Source organism: Caulobacter sp. FV1ye6ST, from assembly GCF_058681225.1.
Map to the genome: position 1 here is coordinate 1,937,155 of NZ_CM178733.1, position 16,619 is coordinate 1,953,773.

Annotated in this window: 17 protein-coding genes; 6 read left to right on the top strand and 11 right to left on the bottom strand. The window is 65.6% G+C overall.

The window, feature by feature from the left end:
* Positions 1-6: 6 nt before the first annotated feature.
* From ACW175_RS09745 to ACW175_RS09765, 5 genes are all read left to right on the top strand, one after another.
* The gene (locus ACW175_RS09745; protein ID WP_012286370.1) at positions 7-438 is read left to right on the top strand and encodes a four-helix bundle copper-binding protein; all 432 of its coding nucleotides are present in this window, start codon (positions 7-9) and stop codon (positions 436-438) included.
* A 178-nt stretch (positions 439-616) separates the two neighbouring features.
* Entirely contained in the window at positions 617-982 is a 366-nt protein-coding gene (locus ACW175_RS09750) for a hypothetical protein (RefSeq protein ID WP_012286371.1), read from the top strand.
* Between the two features lie 154 nt (positions 983-1,136).
* Positions 1,137-2,657, top strand: coding sequence for an aldehyde dehydrogenase family protein (locus tag ACW175_RS09755; protein WP_012286372.1), 1,521 nt, complete (start codon positions 1,137-1,139; stop codon positions 2,655-2,657).
* Positions 2,658-2,676: 19 nt separating this feature from the next.
* Positions 2,677-3,723: an alcohol dehydrogenase AdhP gene (gene adhP, locus ACW175_RS09760; RefSeq protein WP_099578316.1), complete on the top strand. Its 1,047-nt coding sequence runs from the start codon at positions 2,677-2,679 to the stop codon at positions 3,721-3,723.
* 22 nt (positions 3,724-3,745) lie between these two features.
* A complete protein-coding gene (locus tag ACW175_RS09765; RefSeq protein WP_099578314.1) occupies positions 3,746-4,240 on the top strand; it encodes an SRPBCC family protein in 495 nt (164 codons plus the stop codon).
* A 15-nt stretch (positions 4,241-4,255) separates the two neighbouring features.
* On the opposite strand, the gene ACW175_RS09770 is transcribed toward ACW175_RS09765, so the two are convergent.
* The 10 genes from ACW175_RS09770 to ACW175_RS09815 all read right to left on the bottom strand — a co-directional run bounded on the left by ACW175_RS09770 (position 4,256) and on the right by ACW175_RS09815 (position 13,460).
* Positions 4,256-4,672 carry a response regulator gene (locus ACW175_RS09770; protein WP_012286375.1) on the bottom strand — a complete coding sequence of 139 codons (417 nt, stop codon included), beginning with the start codon at positions 4,670-4,672 and terminating at the stop codon, positions 4,256-4,258.
* 77 nt (positions 4,673-4,749) lie between these two features.
* Positions 4,750-5,376, bottom strand: a complete 627-nt coding sequence (locus ACW175_RS09775; RefSeq protein ID WP_012286376.1) for a response regulator transcription factor — start codon at positions 5,374-5,376, stop codon at positions 4,750-4,752.
* Positions 5,373-6,902 carry a PAS domain-containing sensor histidine kinase gene (locus tag ACW175_RS09780; protein ID WP_099578312.1) on the bottom strand — a complete coding sequence of 510 codons (1,530 nt, stop codon included), beginning with the start codon at positions 6,900-6,902 and terminating at the stop codon, positions 5,373-5,375. The genes ACW175_RS09775 and ACW175_RS09780 overlap by 4 nt, the downstream gene beginning before the upstream one ends.
* Before the next feature lie 355 nt (positions 6,903-7,257).
* Complete coding sequence (copD, locus tag ACW175_RS09785) at positions 7,258-8,175, bottom strand: copper homeostasis membrane protein CopD (protein ID WP_492082044.1); 918 nt, start codon at positions 8,173-8,175, stop codon at positions 7,258-7,260.
* A gap of 4 nt (positions 8,176-8,179) precedes the next feature.
* Positions 8,180-8,548 (bottom strand): copper homeostasis periplasmic binding protein CopC, encoded by a 369-nt coding sequence (gene copC / locus ACW175_RS09790; RefSeq protein ID WP_492082043.1) that lies wholly within the window; start codon positions 8,546-8,548, stop codon positions 8,180-8,182.
* 108 nt (positions 8,549-8,656) lie between these two features.
* Complete coding sequence (locus ACW175_RS09795; RefSeq protein ID WP_099578305.1) at positions 8,657-9,139, bottom strand: DUF411 domain-containing protein; 483 nt, start codon at positions 9,137-9,139, stop codon at positions 8,657-8,659.
* A 41-nt stretch (positions 9,140-9,180) separates the two neighbouring features.
* A complete protein-coding gene (locus tag ACW175_RS09800) occupies positions 9,181-9,792 on the bottom strand; it encodes a c-type cytochrome (protein WP_099578304.1) in 612 nt (203 codons plus the stop codon).
* A 114-nt stretch (positions 9,793-9,906) separates the two neighbouring features.
* Entirely contained in the window at positions 9,907-10,398 is a 492-nt protein-coding gene (locus tag ACW175_RS09805) for a YybH family protein (protein WP_099578302.1), read from the bottom strand.
* Positions 10,399-10,431: 33 nt separating this feature from the next.
* Positions 10,432-11,628 (bottom strand): copper resistance protein B, encoded by a 1,197-nt coding sequence (locus ACW175_RS09810; protein WP_099578300.1) that lies wholly within the window; start codon positions 11,626-11,628, stop codon positions 10,432-10,434.
* Positions 11,625-13,460 carry a copper resistance system multicopper oxidase gene (locus ACW175_RS09815; RefSeq protein ID WP_099578297.1) on the bottom strand — a complete coding sequence of 612 codons (1,836 nt, stop codon included), beginning with the start codon at positions 13,458-13,460 and terminating at the stop codon, positions 11,625-11,627. The genes ACW175_RS09810 and ACW175_RS09815 overlap by 4 nt, the downstream gene beginning before the upstream one ends.
* A 233-nt stretch (positions 13,461-13,693) precedes the next feature.
* Between ACW175_RS09815 and ACW175_RS09820 the strand changes: the two genes are divergently transcribed.
* On the top strand, positions 13,694-14,863 hold the full coding sequence (locus ACW175_RS09820) for an acyltransferase family protein (protein WP_099578295.1): 1,170 nt from the start codon (positions 13,694-13,696) through the stop codon (positions 14,861-14,863).
* Between the two features lie 63 nt (positions 14,864-14,926).
* Here the strand turns inward: ACW175_RS09820 and ACW175_RS09825 are convergent, their stop codons facing one another.
* Entirely contained in the window at positions 14,927-16,072 is a 1,146-nt protein-coding gene (locus ACW175_RS09825) for a GNAT family N-acetyltransferase (RefSeq protein WP_099578293.1), read from the bottom strand.
* Positions 16,073-16,619: the final 547 nt, after the last annotated feature.

Sequence of the window (16,619 nt, forward strand, 5' to 3'; positions counted from 1 at the left end):
CACCCTATGCAAGACCGACGCGGACTTCTCGTCTCGAGCTTGGCGCTCGCCGCCGTTGCCGCCGCTGCCCGGGCCCAGCCCACGACCATGGCCCCTGGTCAGGGCGCCATGTCGATGCAGGCCTGCATCGACGCCTGCCTCGCCACCTATCGTCTGTGCATTGAGACGTCCCGGCATAGCCTGGAGAAGGGCGGCGCCCACGCCGCCCCGGGCCATATCGCGATCTTGCTGGATTGCGCCGACCTCTGCCAGGCGACGGCGACGTCGATGATGCGGGGATCGCCGATCCATACGGTCCTCTGCGAGGCCTGCGCCAAGGCCTGCGAGGCCTGTTCGAAGGACTGCGCCGGCTTCGACGATGTGCGGATGCAGCGATGCGCGGCCAGCTGCCGCGACTGTGCGGCCAGCTGCGCGATGATGGCGATGACCAGTCGTTGAGAGGCGACGGCCGGTTCGCCGCCGTTGCTCTGGCGACGAACGGTAGGACGAGCATCGTCGATGTGAACTCCACGTATATGGCCGCCGATCGCCGCCACGCATGCTGACCGCAAGCTGGCCGAGGGCGAAAACCATGCTCCCTCAGCCTAGAACGGCCCCTTTTTCTTGGAGAAACCCAATGCGCAAGACGTCACTCTTGATCGCCGCCCTCAGCCTTCTTGCGCTGGGATCGGCGGCACACGCCGACGACGACATGAAGATGCCCATGCCGGCCAAGCCGGCCGCCGCCGCCAAGCCGACCCCGCAGCATCAGCAAGGGATGCAGCACGGCGGCGACCAGATGCACGAACAGATGATGAAGGACCATGCGGCGGGCATGGCGAACATGGCTGGCATGCCGCCCAAGAAGGACCCGCCGGCCTCGTCGGGCATGAAGATGGGCTGCAGCGACGGCTCCGGCTGCAAGGGCAAGACGATGCCCGCCATGCCCGCCATGCCCGCTGATAAGCCGGACGCGCCCATGCCGATGAAAGACCACATGTAAAACGGCGTTGATGAGGAGGAAAGGCCCGCCCCGGTGATCGGGATGCGGGCTTTTCTTAAGTCAAGGTTGGGGGGTGAGTTCTGCGGACTCTACCTATTCACTCCCCGCCTGGCTGACAAATACCGTTCGATCTCACCATTGGAGGAGCGGCGTCATGTTCGAGCAAGCCATCAAGACCGTCAAATCCACGCCGCTCTTCCGCGAGCGCTACGACAACTGGATTGGTGGACGATGGGTCGCGCCGCTCGGCGGCGCCTCATTCACCGACCATAGCCCAATCAATGGCCGCGCCATCGCCACCTTCGCATCGTCCGGGCCTGAAGACGTGGAACTCGCCCTCGACGCCGCTCACGGCGCCAAGGCGGCCTGGGCCCGGGTCTCGCCCTCGGATCGCGCCCGAATGCTCAACCGCATCGCCGACCGGCTGGAGGACAATCTCGAATTCTTCGCCCTCGCCGAGACGATCGACAACGGCAAGCCCATCCGCGAGACGCGCGCCGCCGACGTTCCCTTGGCGATCGACCACTTCCGCTATTTCGCCGGCTGCATCCGAGCGGAGGAAGGCGCCATCTCGACCATCGACGACAACACCATCGCTTACCATTTCCGCGAACCGCTCGGCGTGGTCGGCCAGATCATCCCATGGAATTTCCCGCTGCTGATGGCGGCGTGGAAAATCGCCCCGGCGCTGGCGGCGGGCAACTGCACCGTGATCAAACCTGCCTCTCAGACGCCGCTGACCCTGCTGTTGTTCGCCGAACTGACGGCTGACATCCTGCCGCCGGGCGTCCTCAACGTCCTGACGGGTCCCGGCGGGACCGTCGGTCGCGCGATCGCGGAGAATCCGCGGATCGCCAAGGTGTCCTTCACCGGGGAGACGACGACCGGGCGCCAGATCATGCACTACGCCGCCGACCATCTGATCCCCCAGACGATGGAACTCGGTGGCAAGTCGGCCAACATCTTCCTGCCCGACGTGATGGATCAGGACGATCGCTTCCTCGACAAGGCCCTGGAGGGGTTTGCGCTGTTCGCCTTCAACAAGGGCGAGGTCTGCACCTGCCCATCACGCGCGCTGGTGCATGAATCGATCTTCGACAGGTTCATGGAAAGGGCGCTCGGCCGCGTCGCGGCCATCCGTCAGGGCGACCCGCTGGATCCGGTCACTCAGGTCGGCGCGCAGGCCTCCGAGGACCAACTGCGCAAGATCCTCGGCTATGTCGAGATCGGCAAGGCCGAGGGCGCCGAGTGCCTGATCGGCGGAGAGCGAGCGCTTCCGGGCGGCGAGCTGAACCAGGGCTATTTCGTCCAACCGACCGTGTTCGTCGGTGAGAACCGCATGCGGATCTTCCAGGAAGAGATTTTCGGCCCGGTGCTTTCGGTGACGCGGTTCAGCAGCGTCGAAGAGGCGATCGATATCGCCAATGACACGCCCTACGGCCTTGGCGGCGGTGTCTGGTCGCGCAACGGCAACAACGCCTACCGCGTCGGCCGCGCTCTGCAGGCTGGGCGGGTCTGGACGAACTGCTACCACGTTTACCCGGCCCACGCCGCGTTCGGCGGCTACAAGGCCTCGGGCTTTGGCCGTGAGAACCATAAGATGATGCTGGATCACTACCAGCAAACCAAGAACCTCCTCGTCTCCTACGACGAGGCGCCCCTGGGTCTGTTCTGACCGGCTGCTGAGGACACCCATGGAAAAGACAATGAAGGCGGCCGTGGTCCGCGCCTTCGGCCAGCCGCTCGTGATCGAGGAGGTGCGGGTTCCGCAGGTCGGCCCCGGCCAGATCCTGGTCAAGATCGCCGCCGCCGGGGTTTGCCACACCGATCTGCACGCCGCGCAGGGCGATTGGCCGGTCAAGCCCAATCCGCCCTTTATTCCAGGCCATGAGGGCGCCGGCCATGTGGTCGCCGTGGGCGCGGGCGTCACCCATGTCCGGGAAGGAGACCGCGTCGGCGTGCCCTGGCTCTACTCCGCCTGCGGTCACTGCGTTCATTGCCTCGGCGGCTGGGAGACCCTCTGCGAACTGCAGCAAAACACCGGATATTCGGTGAACGGCAGCTTCGCTGACTATGTGCTCGCCGATCCCAACTATGTCGGCCACTTGCCCGACAACGTCGGCTTCGTCGAGATCGCCCCCGTGCTGTGCGCGGGCGTCACGGTCTATAAGGGCCTCAAGATGACCGAGGCCAAGCCGGGCGACTGGGTGGCCATCTCTGGCGTCGGCGGCCTTGGGCACATGGCTGTCCAATACGCTAGAGCGATGGGATTGAACGTCGCCGCCGTCGATATCGATGACCAGAAGCTGGCCCTGGCGCGCGCTCTTGGTGCGACCGTGACCGTCAACGCGCTCCACGCCGACCCGGTGGCGGTGCTCAAGAAGGAGATCGGCGGCGCCCACGGCGTCCTCGTGACCGCCGTCTCGCCAAAGGCCTTCGCCCAGGCGCTGGGCCTGGTGCGCAGAGGCGGCACCGTCGCCCTGAATGGATTGCCGCCGGGGGATTTCCCCCTCTCCATCTTCGACACCGTGCTCAACGGGATCACCATCCGCGGTTCGATCGTCGGCACGCGGCTGGACCTGCAAGAGGCTCTGGCCTTTGCCGGTGAGGGAAAGGTGCGCGCCACCGTCTCGACCGATCGGCTCGAGAACATCAATGCAGTTTTCGACCGCATGCGTCGCGGCGAGATCGAGGGCCGGGTCGTGCTCGACCTGTCGGATGGACCCCGCAGTGGTTCATGACTCGCCGTCCGGAAGAACGACGATGCCGACAAACCTAGAGACCCTGGTCCATATCGCGGCGCCGGCGACCGCTGTCTTCGCCCGACTCGACGATCAGACTCGGCTGGGCGCGCACATGGAACAGCCCTCCGCGATGATGGGCGGCGGCCGCATGACCTTTGAGTTCGATGGGAGGCGCGGTCAGGCCATAGGCTCCCACATCAAGATGGGCGGCTCGGCGTTCGGAATCTCCCTCTACGTGGACGAAGTCGTGACGGAGCGCGAGCCGCCGCGCCGCAAGGCCTGGGAAACGGTCGGCCACCCACGCCTACTCGTGGTCGGCGCCTACCGGATGGGCTTCGACATCACACCGGTGGCTGGTGGTTCGGACCTGCGCGTCTGGATCGCCTACAACCTTCCGCCGGGCCTGCTCGGCCGCTGGCTAGGCCCGTTCCTGGCGCCATTCTACGCCAAGTGGTGCGTGGGCCAGATGGCGCGCGACGCGGCGACCTATTTTGCCCAGTCCCATTCACTCTAGGCGCGCTCCGAGCGATCAGGCGCTACCAGCGAGGCGTTGCTGATCATTCGAGTGTCGCGCCACAGCGTCAAGAACAGCCCTGAAAATGATCGGCTTTGCGATCACATCGTCAAAGCCGGCCTCTTGCGCCCGCTTTTCCAGCCGCGGGTCATAATAGGCGGAGATCATGATGGCGCCGCCCCGCCAGCCCTTACTCCTGAGACCCTTGAGAAGCGCCAGGCCGTCGATGTCGGGCATCCGGTAGTCGACGATGAGGCAGTCGGCGCACAACGACTGGGGATCGGCCAGAAGGGCGCGCCCGCTGGTATATCCCCGCACGTGATAGCCACGGGCCGTCAGCATCAGCTGGATCGACCGGCGCACCCCATGATCGTCATCCGACAGCAGGATCGTAAAGCGCTGCTCGGCCGTATAGCCGGTGGTCGGGGGCATGGTTTGGGTACGCTCGCACAGGGCAGGGGTAGAGATACGATCTCAGACCCGCCCCGCGCAGTCGCTACGTAAACGTCCTAGCGCTTGGAGGACGCCCCCATACCGGCCGCAAAGGCGATCCTCAGCGCGTCGGAAAGGCAGTGAACTCCCAATTTCGTCATCAAGCTCGCGCGGTGAACTTCCACGGTGCGCGAAGACACGCCCAGATCATAGGCGATAGTCTTGTTGGGGTAGCCTTGGGCCAGACCCTCCAGGATTTCCTGTTCGCGCGGCGTTAGCGCTGCAACGCGCACCAGCGCTTCGGCCTCTTCCGTCGCTCGAATGTCGGCATTGTCGAGCCGGGCGAACGCCCGCGCGACGGCGTCGAGCACGGCCGCCTTCTCGAAGGGCTTCTCAAGGAAGTCGATGGCTCCGGCCTTCATCGCCTGCACGGCGATCGAGACGTCTCCGTGTCCGGTGACCACCACAACGGGCATGTTGACCCCACGAGCGGCCATCTCGGTCTGCACCTGAAGCCCGTCCATGTCAGGCATCCGGACATCGAGAAGCACGCAACCGACCTCGGCGTTCCGGGCGACCTTCAGGAACTCTACGCCGGACGCGTAGCTATGGACGAGATAGCCCGAGGACCGCAGCAGGAACCCTGCGGACTTTCTTATGGCCTCCTCGTCGTCGACGAGATGGACGATCCGCTTGTCTCTCATTTCTCTTCGTCCGCCCGCCCATGAATGAGTGTGAATCGGAAGGCCGTGCCGCCGCCCGGCAACGCGTCGGCCAAGATGCGTCCGCCATGCGCCTCGATGATCGTTCGGCAGATCGACAGGCCAAGACCCATGCCTTCGGCCTTGCTGCTGACGAAAGCCTGGAACAGTCGAGGCGCGATCTCGTCGGAAATGCCGGGCCCCGTATCCTCGACCGACACCTCGATCGCGCCGTCGGGCCGGAGCAAGGTCGACACGGTCAGTTCTCGCACCTCTGATTCCGCCATGGCCTCTACGGCGTTGCGCATGAGGTTCACGAGGACTTGCTGGATCTGCACGCGATCGACGAGGGCCGGCGTAGCCTCGAGATCGAACCTGAAAAAGCTCCTGACGCCGCGCTCTCGCGCACCGACCAGAGCCAGATTGCCGGCTTCCTCGATCAGCCGGGGTAGGTCCTCGATGCTCTTGTCCACGTCGCCGCGCGCGACGAAATCCCGAAGCCGGCGAACGATAAATCCTGCGCGCAACGTCTCGCTCGCGGCTTCCCCAACGGCCTCGCGCAATAGGGAGCGGTCGATCTCGGCGTCGCCGATCAGCAGATCGCGGATTGTCTCAAGGTAGTTGGCCACCGCCGTCAAAGGCTGGTTGATTTCGTGGGCGAGGGTGGAGGCCATAGTGCCCATGGCGCTCAGTCGCGAGACGTGAACGAGTTCCGCCTGCAGTTCCTTGAGCCTGAGCTCGTCACGCTCCTTCGCGGTCAGGTCCCGAACGAAGCCGGTGAAGATCCGGCTGCCGTCCTCGCCGGCCTGGCCGACGGATAGCTCCATGGGAAAGGTGGTCCCGTCACGGCGCTGGCCCACCACCACGCGACCCATTCCGATGACGCGGCGCTCGCCGGTTTCGAGATAGTGGGCGATATACTGGTCGTGGCGGCCGCGGTCAGGCTCCGGCATGAGACAGGAGATGTTCCTGCCGAGCAGCTCGCTTTCCCCGTAGCCGAACAGGCGCTCGGCCGCCGCGCTGAACGAGGTAATCGTACCTCGCTCGTCGATGATGATCATGGCGTCGGGAACGGTGGCGAGTATGGACTGCAGATGCTGCTCTCGGGCCTCGATCGACGCCCGCACGGCAACATCCACGGTGATGTCGCGCGCGATGCAGCTAAAGCCCCGCAGGACGCCGCTCTCGTCCCACAGCGCGTTTATCGTCAGCCGTGCAAGATACTCGGAACCGTCGTGACAAACGCGCCAAGCGTCACGTTCCAGGAGGCCGTCCTTCACCGCGGCAGACAGATCGGCCGCGGGCCGTCCCTCGGCAATTCCGTCGGGCGGGTAGAAGAGTTCGTGGGAACGCCCACGCACTTGTTCGGGAGGCCAATATCCGACGACCTCGGTCGCGTTGTTCATATCGAGGATGACGCCTTGCGGATCCAGCAACACGATGGCGTAGCCGCTCGCCTGGCGCATCATCAGGGCCCCAAGCGCGCTCGCCTTCGAGGCCGCGCGGGCATTCCCATCGCTAACGCTCATGCCAATCTCCGCGCGTGATCAAGCCGCTGGGATGGACGAGGGGGGCGCTTCATCAGTGTTTTGCCGGCGCTGCGCAGGCTTGGAACACCCCACTGCCGTAAAGCCGCCGCCCGCTGACGCGCCACAGCTTGGAGTGTCCCGTCGTGTAAGCACCGGCCATGCATCAAGAGGTCTCACAAGGAAACGCTTCGAGGGATACGCGTCCGGTTGGGTCTATCCCTCAAGCAATCGGCCCAAGGCGATTTCGAAGCGCCCTGATGCGGCAAGGCCCCAAAGAACGGAGCCGAGCAGGAGGTGACCGCCGAGCCCGCCGAGTGGCCGCCCTTTGCCGGCCATATCCATTGTGCGGTAGAGTCTAGAGGGCCGCTGGCGGGGCCAACGTGCCCAGCCAGGCGACGAGCGCGAGCACCCCGAGCCCGGCGGCCGATTCCAGCGCCACGCTGCGTTTGAGCGCGGAAAGCGCTGAGGTCCCCCTGGCGCGGGCCATATCCCGCTCCAGCCGAGGCGTGAGCGCGAAACGGTTGAGCGCGGCCAGGCTGAGCATCAAGCCAAAGACGACCAGCTTGGCCAGCAGCGCCACGCCCCACGCGGTCGAGGCCGCCAAGACAATTTGGCTCGGCCCGACGAGGAACCAGACATTGACCAGGCCGGTCAGCACCAGGGCCGCGACGACCAGCGAACCGACGCCGGAAAACCCCTCAAGGGCCTGGTGGAGTTCGCGCAACGACGTCTCGCTCGGGGTGCGAGCGCCAAGGATCAGGGCCGCCAAGGCCGCCAGGGCGCCCAGCCAGACACCGGCCGCCAGCAGGTGGACGATGTCGGCGACCAGCTTGAACGCGCCGCTCAGGCCCGCGCCGTCGGCGCCATGTCCGCTCCAGGCGAAGCTGCCCAGGGCAATGGCGCCCAGGGCGGACGCGGCCGACCACAAGGCGCGCGAGGGGCGGCCGCCCAGGGCGACAATCACGGCGGCGAGACCCGCGATCAAGCGGACGATCACCGACAGGCCAAATTGCGTGCCGGTCGCGACCATCGCCAGGGTCTCGCGATCAAAGGCGTCGGCCGCGCTTCCGGCCATCATCGCGGTCTGGGCCAGCAGGGCGAGACCCGATCCGATCATCACGGCCACGCCGCCAGCCAGGACCAGGCGTCTCGGCCAGATCATCGTGACCCCGCCACTCGCCAAGCCATAGAGACAAAAGAGCGGCGATCCGAATAGGACCGCCGCGCCGATGTACTGGACCAGGCGCGCGAGAACGACGGCCAGTTCGATCATGGGCCTAGCGCACCGTGAAGGTGTAGGCGCCGTTCATGCGGTGCGCGTCGGCGGTGACGGCGTGCCAGGTGACCTTATAGGCGCCGGGCGCCAGCGGAGCGGCCAGCGCGCCCTCCAGACCCATGCCGTCGGCGGCGACCGTCGTCTTGATCGAGACAGCCGCGCCGGCGGCGTTGGCGATCTCGAAGCCCGAAAATTTCGGTTCCAACTTTTCGCTGAACTTCAGGTTCAGCGCCTTGGGGGCGGCGACCGTGGCGTTGGGCGCCGGATTGGCGGTCACCAGCTTGGCGTGGGCGAGCGCCTGGGACGCACCCAGGAGCATGGCGCCGGCGGCGATCGTCGCCAGCAGGGTCGAGGTGGTCTTGGTGGTCATGACTTGTCTCCAGGAGACGACGCCCCGGTCGCCCGATGATGATACGCGCCATTCAGAGCCGAGCCCTCGCGACGCCGTGAAGAATTCTCCCGATCGCGAAGTCCGCGGTCAGCCATGGCGCGCGAAAACGCGTGTGGAGCCCTTGGCGTCCAGCAGCAAAAGAGTGGCATAGGGTTCGGAGGGCGCTCCCGCGATTTCCATACCGGGCGAACCGATCGGCATGCCTGGCAGCACCAGGCCCAGCGCCTTGGGCCGTTCTCTCAGCAGCCGCAGGATATCGGCCGGTGGAACATGGCCTTCGATAGTGTAGCCGCCGATCCGCGCGGTGTGGCAGGACGACAGCGCGTCGGGCACTCCATAGGTCGCCCGCACGCTCGTCAGATCGTTGAGAACCGATACCCGCGGCTTGAGGCCGGCCGACGCCAGGGCGTCGATCCACTTACCGCAGCAGGCGCAGACCGGCGTCTTGTAGACCTGAATGGCGAGCGGGTCGGCGGCTTTGGCGCAGCCGGCGAGCAGGGTGGCCGCCGCAGCCGCGCCCAGCAGAACGGTGCGCCGGGCTATGGGCGAGACCGGGGTGAAACGTGTCATTGGGAGGTCCTGCGGTTCCAAGGCCAAGGCGCCGGGCGAGGCTAAGGTTTGCCGGCGGGCATCGGCATGTTCGACATCCCCGGCATGTCACGCATCATCGCGTCGTGATCTTCCGGGGCGCTCTTGATGGCGGCCTGGTATTGTTCGGGCGACATCGATGGCAATTGTCGCACGAAGGCGACCATGTCCCACATCAACTCGTCGCTGTGGGTGCGGCCCCAGGCCGGCATGGCGGTCATCTTCACCCCATGCTTGATCATCCAGAACTCCTGGGCCGGGCTATGACCCAAGGTGCGGTAGAGTTCGGGCGCTTGCGGGTAGAGACCCTGGCTGATCTCGGTCTTCTCAAGCCCTGGTCCTAGATGGCAGCCGCTGCACATCTCGGTGTAGAGGCCCGCGCCGACGGCGATGCGCTTGGGGTCATTGAGGTCGGCCGGGACCTTGATGTTGCGAGCGCGCACGGCGATGGAGCGGTCGCGGAGGCTTTGGATCATCCAATAGGTCGGCTTTGTGTGCGGAACATCGGCGCCGATATTGTAGAGCCCGGCGTAGAGACCCGCGCCGACGATCCCGCCAATCAACAGGGCCGCGACCGTGACGAAGGGCAGGCTCGGAAAGTGCCGCTTGAAATCGAGACGCTGCTTCTCGGTCATCGTTCGGCTCCGCGAAACGATCGGCGGCCAGGACGCCGATCTTGGATGTGATCCTTGCAACGTCTACGCGCCAGCCGGCGTCCATCCCTCGCCGCACCGTGATTGTGCCTGAGGCTATTTGGGTTTGGCGGCGCGCGACGACCAATGGATGTGGACGATCTTCCATCCCGCGGGTCCGTTGCGCAGCATCATGGATTCGGCTGACAGCCTGTCCACCGGCTTGCCGTTGTAGGTCCCGGTCATGCGGCTCTCGGTGACGATGTAGGCCAAGTCGCCGATCGCCTCACCGGTGCTGGCCAGCGGCGTGCTGGGCACCGCGTGGGTGAAGGCGGCGTCGGCCGCCAAGTGATGGCTGGCATATTCGGCCCGCGAACGCTCCGCGCCGCCCTCCTCGACGATGAGGACATCAGGCGCCAGATAATCCAAGGCCCGTTGCGTCTCGCCCGCGGCCAGAGCCGCGTGGAACCCTTCCACCGCCTGTCGAGCGGCGCGGGCCGACGGCGACACCTGGCCTGATGGGGCCGCTGTCTTGGCCGGTTCGTGGGCCTGCGCGGCGCTCGCCGCCACAAGCACGACCGCGGCTAAGAGCGATATCGAACGTGTCATTCAGATCTCCAACCGATGGGCGCTGAGGCCGTTCTAGAACCAGGCGCGAAGGCCCAGTACGACGCGGGCGTCTTCGACATCCTCGCCGCCGGTTCGGGCGTAGTCGGCGGTCTTGCCGAACTTGCGGTCGTAGGTGACGCCGACATAGGGCGCGAACTCGCGGCGGATCTCGTAACGCAGGCGCAGGCCAAGCTCGACATCCGACAAACCGGAGCCGACGCCGGTCGCCCGGTCGTTCGAGGCGGCGAGATTGAGTTCGGCGCGCGGCTGAATGATCAGGCGCTGAGTCAGGCGCTGATCGTAGTAGCCCTCCAAACGCGCCGACAGGTCGCCTTTGTTGGACAGGAACGCCGCGCCGCTGACCTCGAACCAATAGGGCGCGAGGCCCTCGAAGCCGATAGTCGCATAGGTCCGTGAAGGCCTGGGCTCGAAGTCATGGCGCACACCGGCCTGGAGATTGAAGTACGGCCCGACGCTGCGCGAATAGAGCGCTTGAAGTTCGGCGCGGTTCAGCCCATCGCCACTGAGGCCTTCGCCTTCCGATTTGAGCGTCAGGCGGTTGATGTCGCCGCCAAACCAGGCTTCGCCCTCCCAGCGATAACTGTCCTTGCCCGACCGTGGCGCCCATTCGGCGAAATTGGCCATCACCAGCGAGGTGATGCCACCGCCGTGCTCCTTACGCAGCAGCGCGCGCGCCTTGGCCATGCCCGTCGGGTCAAAGACATTGTCGGCTGCATGGTCGGTGGGCGCGGGCGGCGGCGGCGTATTGGGAATATCGCCCATGTCAGCCATCGAACTCATGGCCTGGTCCGTGTTCATCCCTGGCATGGGCATCGCGGCCATGTCGTGGCCGGCGTGCGGATCGGCGGACGTGGCAGGCATCGGCATGGCCCCCATGTCCTGGCCCGTCGGGGCGGCGGGCATGGCCATCGTGCTCATGTCGTGGCCCGCGTGGGGATCGGCGACCTGGCCGCTGGCGGGCGATGGCATGGCCATCGCGCCCATGGCGCGCCCGGCGGCGGGCTTGGCCGTCGTCCGTGGCGCAGCGGCCTTCCGAGGGGCCGCCTTCTTCTTGACAACCGGCTTCTGGGCAGGCGGTTTTTTGGCAACCGGCTTGGCCGTGGGCGCGGGCATCTGCATGCCCGGCATCATCGAATGGTCCATGGTCTGAGCCAGCGCCGGCGCGCCCAACATCAGCGGCAGGAGGCCGATCAAAGCTGCGGTCTTCATGCTGCGGCTCCTTCAAGCGGCCGCACGCTGAACACTTGGAACATGCCCGCGTGCATGTGGTAGAGCATGTGGCAGTGGAAGGCCCAATCACCCGGGTCGGCTGTGAAGTCCCACGACACCTTGCCGCCCGGCAGCACGATGACCGTATGTTTTCGCGGGCCGTAGCCGACCGGCGCATGGGTCAGCTCGAAGAAGTGGCCGTGTAGGTGGATTGGGTGGGCCATCATGGTGTCGTTGACCAGGGTGACCCGGACTCGCTCGTTCTTTTCGAAGGCGTAGGGCTTGGTGGTCTCGCTGAACTTCTGCCCGTCGAACCCCCACATGAAACGCTCCATGTTCCCGGTCAGCCGGATCTCCAGCGCCCGCGTCGGCGCGCGCACGTCGGGGTTTTGTGTCAAGGCGACGAGGTCCTTGTAGACCAGCACCCGATGGCCGACGCTTTCCAGGCCCTGCCCAGGCTCGCCGGTGCGATCCATGGGCATCGGCGCGATCGTCTGGACCCCGGGGCCGAGCTTGATCTGGGGCGCGTTGGCCCCGTCCCGCATCGACATCTTCATGCCGCCCATATCGCCCATGGCGTCCGAGCCGCGGGGTTTGGGCGCGGCCATACCCGGTGGCGGACTCATGCCCGCCATCTCATGACCCATGGCGGCGTGGTCCATCCCCTGCATCGCGCCTGGACTGCTCATATCCATGCCGCCCATGTCCATGTTGCCCATGTCCATGCCCATGTCCTTCATGGTGGCCAGGGGCCGCTCGCGCAGGGGCGGGACCGGCGCGGTTATCCCCGCGCGCGGTGCCAGCGTGGCGCGCGCCATGCCCGAGCGGTCGACGGCCTCGGCGACGAGCGTGAAGGCCTTGTCCTCGGTGGGTTGGACGATGACGTCGTAGGTCTCGGCGTTGCCGATCTGGAACTCGTCGACTTCGACGGGACGCACCGTCTGGCCGTCGGCGGCCACCACGGTCAGCTTCAGGCCGGGAATCCGCACGTTGAACATCATCTGGGCGGCGGTGTTGATGAACCGCAGGCGCACCCGCTCGCCCGGCGTGAACAGGCCGGTCCAGTTGTCGGCGGGGCCGTGGCCGTTGACCAGGAACGTCATCACCGCGCCGGTGACGTCGGAAATGTCGGTGGGGTCCATGCGCATCTTCCCCCACTCCATCCGCTCCTGGAGTGTCTGGTCCTTGCCGGCCATCAGGCTGGAGAGGGTCTGCTTCTGGTAATTGAACACGCCGGCCTGCTGCTTCATGCGCTTGAAGATCAGGTGGGGGTGCATGAAGCTGAAATCGGAGAGCACGATCACATGCTCACGATCATAGGCGACCGGATCGGGCCCGGCCGGCTCGATGACGAGGGGGCCGTAGTGCCCCTCGGCCTCCTGCAGGCCCGAATGGCTATGATACCAGTAGGTGCCCGATTGCTTGACCGGGAATTCGTAGACGAAGGTTTCGCCGGGCGGAATGCCGGGGAAGCTGACGCCTGGCACGCCGTCCATCTGGAAAGGCACGAGCAACCCGTGCCAGTGGATCGAGGTCTCCTCGTCTAGGGTGTTGGTCACCGAGAGCCGGACGGTCTGGCCTTCCTTCAGGCGGATCAGGGGGCCGGGCACCGTGCCGTTGATGGTCACCGCGTGGCTCGTCTTACCGTCGATCGTTACCTCGGAATGGCCGATGGTCAGCTTGATATCCTGTCCCGAAACCGTGGGCAGGGTGGAGCCGAGGCCCTGCGTCGCGCTCTGCGCCCAGGTCGGGAGAAGAGCCCCGGTCGCCAGGCCCGCGCCCACCGCGGCGGCTCCGCGCAACAGCTGCCGACGGTCAAATTGAGTCATCATCCGAGATCCTGCGACTGGTGACCAGGATGCGGCTAGAGCAATCCCGTCCTGGTCACTACGTTTCAACACGATCATAGCCCTCGCCGATCCAGCCGATTTTTGCCGCATGCTCAATATTCGGGACCTCGCCGCGCCTTCAGCGGCGCTGAAGACCGTCGGGCTCGCGGCCGAGCAGGAAGGATGAGGGCTGACCTCTCCCCCGCGCGTATGGACACGACAGGGTGGGGACCAGAATGCGATCAGCCAAGCCGCTTAAACGCGAAGCTACGCCCTTCCCGAACGATCTGCCCGCGCTGACCTCGGTCCGCTTTGCGCTCGCCATGGGAGTGGTGCTCTTCCACTACCAACTCCAATGGTCTTGGGACGCCATGGCCTCGACAGGGGTCCTTGATCGAGCCGGGCTCGGCGTCGATGCGTTCTTCATCTTGTCCGGCTTCGTCCTCACCCATGCCTATCGTCAGGCGCTGGTAGAAAGGCGGCTGAACTACCGCCGCTTCTTGACGGCGCGCTTCGCACGCGTCTACCCGGCCCACATCGCCGTTTTGGGGTTCGTGCTGGTGATGGTTGGCGCGGGAACCCTGATCGGCGCTGAGTTTGATCGGCGGCTCTACAATCCTCTCGGTCTGCTCACGACCGTCCTGCTGGTGCATGCTTGGTTGCCTGAAACCGTCGTGGCGGAATGGAACGGCCCCTCATGGTCGCTCTCCGCCGAATGGTTCGCCTATCTCGCCTTTCCCGCCTTTGCCTGGATCGGCCTCGTTCTGGCCCGTCGACCATGGATCCTGCTCGCCCTGTCGGCGCTGGTCTTCCTGGCGCTGGATTTGATCTACCAGGCGGTGTTTGGCGACCTGGTCGTCCACGCCCAACTGAACATGGGTGTGCTGCGGATCATACCCGAGTTTCTCTATGGCATAGGCCTCTACCGGTTGGGACAGCGGATGCGGCTCACACGGCGCCAAGCGATCGGCGCGGCCTGGCTGTCGGCGATCATTCTGTTGCTGCTCATGCACTTCAAAGCGGACGAGCGGATCGTGGTGGCTGCGGCGGGGCCCTTGGTCCTCAGCCTGGCCCTTCTGTCGAAATCGGGCGCTGATCGCGCGGTCGCCCGGCCATCGATGCTGGCCGCAGGCGAGGCCTCCTACGCCTTGTACTTGGTCCACATGCCTATTCTGATTGGATGGAAGGGCGTCAATTCCGCTCTGACGCAGCGGCCGAGCGCCTATGTGCTGGCGTGGTGGGAGGTATCGTGCCTGCTCATGCTCACGCTCGTTGCCGCGTTCGCTGTGCATGTCTTCGTCGAGAGACCCGCGCGAACATGGATTCGGCGCGGCGCCGACCGTTTGCTGCCGGTGACCGGCGCAAAGGCGATCATGGGGTCCGGATCGCAGCCTCCGGACGTCTAGGCAGGACTGCGCGAGCCGCTGTTGGGATGCGCCGCATCGTCGTCCGCGCCGGCCCAGCCCGGTTCACGGCTGCTCGCGTTCGGTGGCGCGGCGGCGGCGTCCCTGGCTCGCCACGGCGAAGGCCAGGCCCCGCACGCGGCCGGCCAAGGTCAGATCGACGCTGGCGATGACCTCCATCCGTCGCCGCAGGCGGCCGACCGGTCCGGGCCTTTCGGCGCCGGCCAGCAGCCAGGCGGCGTCGATGGAGCGGGCGATGTCGCCGGCCAGGTTGCCGGCGGTCGCCAGGCCCGCGGTCACGATGCGGGTCCGCAAGGCGTAGACGCTCTTGTAGTGATCGTGACCGCAGCCGAGGTCGTAGGTTGTCAGGCCCAGGGCGGGCATGGCCGCGATCGCACGCGGGAAGAGCTGATGCCCGGGAGACCAAGGCCCATAGTCTGGGTGGGTGGAGGCGATCCAAGGGTGAAAGACCTCGCCCTGCCGCACGCCGAAATGCCCTGCCACCAGGGTGTCGCCGGCATAGAGGCAGATCATCAGGCCGCGAAGCTCGCCCTGCTGGCCTTCGAATAGCCGGGTCACTAGGTCGAGCGACCAATCGGCGCCCAGGAAGTCGTGGGTTCCGGTGCGCATGAGCTGCTCGCGCTTCCAGGCGATCAACTGGTCGAAAGCCGGTCGTGACCGGTCGTCGGCGACTAGGCGCACGGCGCCGCACTCGCGTTCCAGCTTGGCGCCCAGCCGGCGGTAGTTCTTGATCTTCTTGGGATTGGCCGCCCGGACCTGCTCCAGATAGGCCTCGGGGCCGTCGGCCGGCGCGATCACATGGCCGACCTGATCGGCGCCTGGGCCCATCACCCCGAACGGATCGACCAGGCCGCCGAAGCGGAACGCCGACAATCCGGCGGCGGCGAGGGCGTCACGGCCGTCGAGCCCGGCGTCGGCGACGCCGACCAGGGCGTGATAGTCCGACAACGGCGCGCCGATCGGCCAGGCTTGGCCGCAGGCCCGGCGATGATAGGGCAGGTAGCCCAGCACGCGGCCGTGGCGCCGAAAGATCGCCACGCGCGCATCGGGCCGAAGGGCGCCGACCGCCTGGGCGAAATCCGGGCCGAGCAGAGGGTTGCGGAACTCAGGATGCGCCGAGGCCATGGCGCGCCATGTCTCGACGTCCTGGCTGTCCAGCGCGCACGGGTGAACGGATCGGGTCTCGAGCATGGCGATCTCCCAGATCCGAGCGGCCGAAATCCTGGGATTGGCCGGAGCGCCCAGGCTTCATGTGGGTTCAGGGAAGTTCAGTCTGACGGCGAGACCTTACCGTGCTGTAAAAGTAAAATTCAACATTCCCATGATTGGAATGTTCAAATGCTCGTACATCTGAGTTGATTGACGGCTGTGACTCGATAACGGGTAACTACAAACCTTGCCATGATGGTATAGCATGTCGCCATGCGAGGTGATTATCTATCCATCACGAGGTGATATTTTGTGACAATTTCAGCGCCTTTGGGTTCGAAGGGTGTTGATTATGATTTTTTGTGAAATAGTCATGTCGTCGTGGGTAATGCGGAAAATTGGGGCATTATTTTCCGCGCAGACTGGATATGCCACGGATGATCTCGTTTCCGGGGGTAGCGTGATGGCAAGAATGGACCCCGTCTGCCTCCTCCCAAATGTATATACATAGATTGACTTGATCCCGGACGAACCCGGAACCTCGCCCGACGTGACCGCCAAAGGGACGGCGGACGGGGCCATGAGGTGA

Bases quoted from the DNA above. Each gene is read 5' to 3' on its own strand.
- ACW175_RS09820 (WP_099578295.1), top strand. From the start codon at position 13,694: ATGCGATCAGCCAAGCCGCTTAAACGCGAAGCTACGCCCTTCCCGAAC.
- ACW175_RS09805 (WP_099578302.1), bottom strand. From the start codon at position 10,398: ATGACACGTTCGATATCGCTCTTAGCCGCGGTCGTGCTTGTGGCGGCG.
- ACW175_RS09795 (WP_099578305.1), bottom strand. From the start codon at position 9,139: ATGACACGTTTCACCCCGGTCTCGCCCATAGCCCGGCGCACCGTTCTG.
- ACW175_RS09750 (WP_012286371.1), top strand. From the start codon at position 617: ATGCGCAAGACGTCACTCTTGATCGCCGCCCTCAGCCTTCTTGCGCTG.
- adhP (WP_099578316.1), top strand. From the start codon at position 2,677: ATGGAAAAGACAATGAAGGCGGCCGTGGTCCGCGCCTTCGGCCAGCCG.
- ACW175_RS09800 (WP_099578304.1), bottom strand. From the start codon at position 9,792: ATGACCGAGAAGCAGCGTCTCGATTTCAAGCGGCACTTTCCGAGCCTG.
- copD (WP_492082044.1), bottom strand. From the start codon at position 8,175: ATGATCGAACTGGCCGTCGTTCTCGCGCGCCTGGTCCAGTACATCGGC.
- ACW175_RS09780 (WP_099578312.1), bottom strand. From the start codon at position 6,902: ATGAGCGTTAGCGATGGGAATGCCCGCGCGGCCTCGAAGGCGAGCGCG.
- ACW175_RS09815 (WP_099578297.1), bottom strand. From the start codon at position 13,460: ATGATGACTCAATTTGACCGTCGGCAGCTGTTGCGCGGAGCCGCCGCG.
- ACW175_RS09770 (WP_012286375.1), bottom strand. From the start codon at position 4,672: ATGCCCCCGACCACCGGCTATACGGCCGAGCAGCGCTTTACGATCCTG.
- ACW175_RS09755 (WP_012286372.1), top strand. From the start codon at position 1,137: ATGTTCGAGCAAGCCATCAAGACCGTCAAATCCACGCCGCTCTTCCGC.
- ACW175_RS09810 (WP_099578300.1), bottom strand. From the start codon at position 11,628: ATGAAGACCGCAGCTTTGATCGGCCTCCTGCCGCTGATGTTGGGCGCG.
- copC (WP_492082043.1), bottom strand. From the start codon at position 8,548: ATGACCACCAAGACCACCTCGACCCTGCTGGCGACGATCGCCGCCGGC.
- ACW175_RS09765 (WP_099578314.1), top strand. From the start codon at position 3,746: ATGCCGACAAACCTAGAGACCCTGGTCCATATCGCGGCGCCGGCGACC.
- ACW175_RS09745 (WP_012286370.1), top strand. From the start codon at position 7: ATGCAAGACCGACGCGGACTTCTCGTCTCGAGCTTGGCGCTCGCCGCC.
- ACW175_RS09775 (WP_012286376.1), bottom strand. From the start codon at position 5,376: ATGAGAGACAAGCGGATCGTCCATCTCGTCGACGACGAGGAGGCCATA.
- ACW175_RS09825 (WP_099578293.1), bottom strand. From the start codon at position 16,072: ATGCTCGAGACCCGATCCGTTCACCCGTGCGCGCTGGACAGCCAGGAC.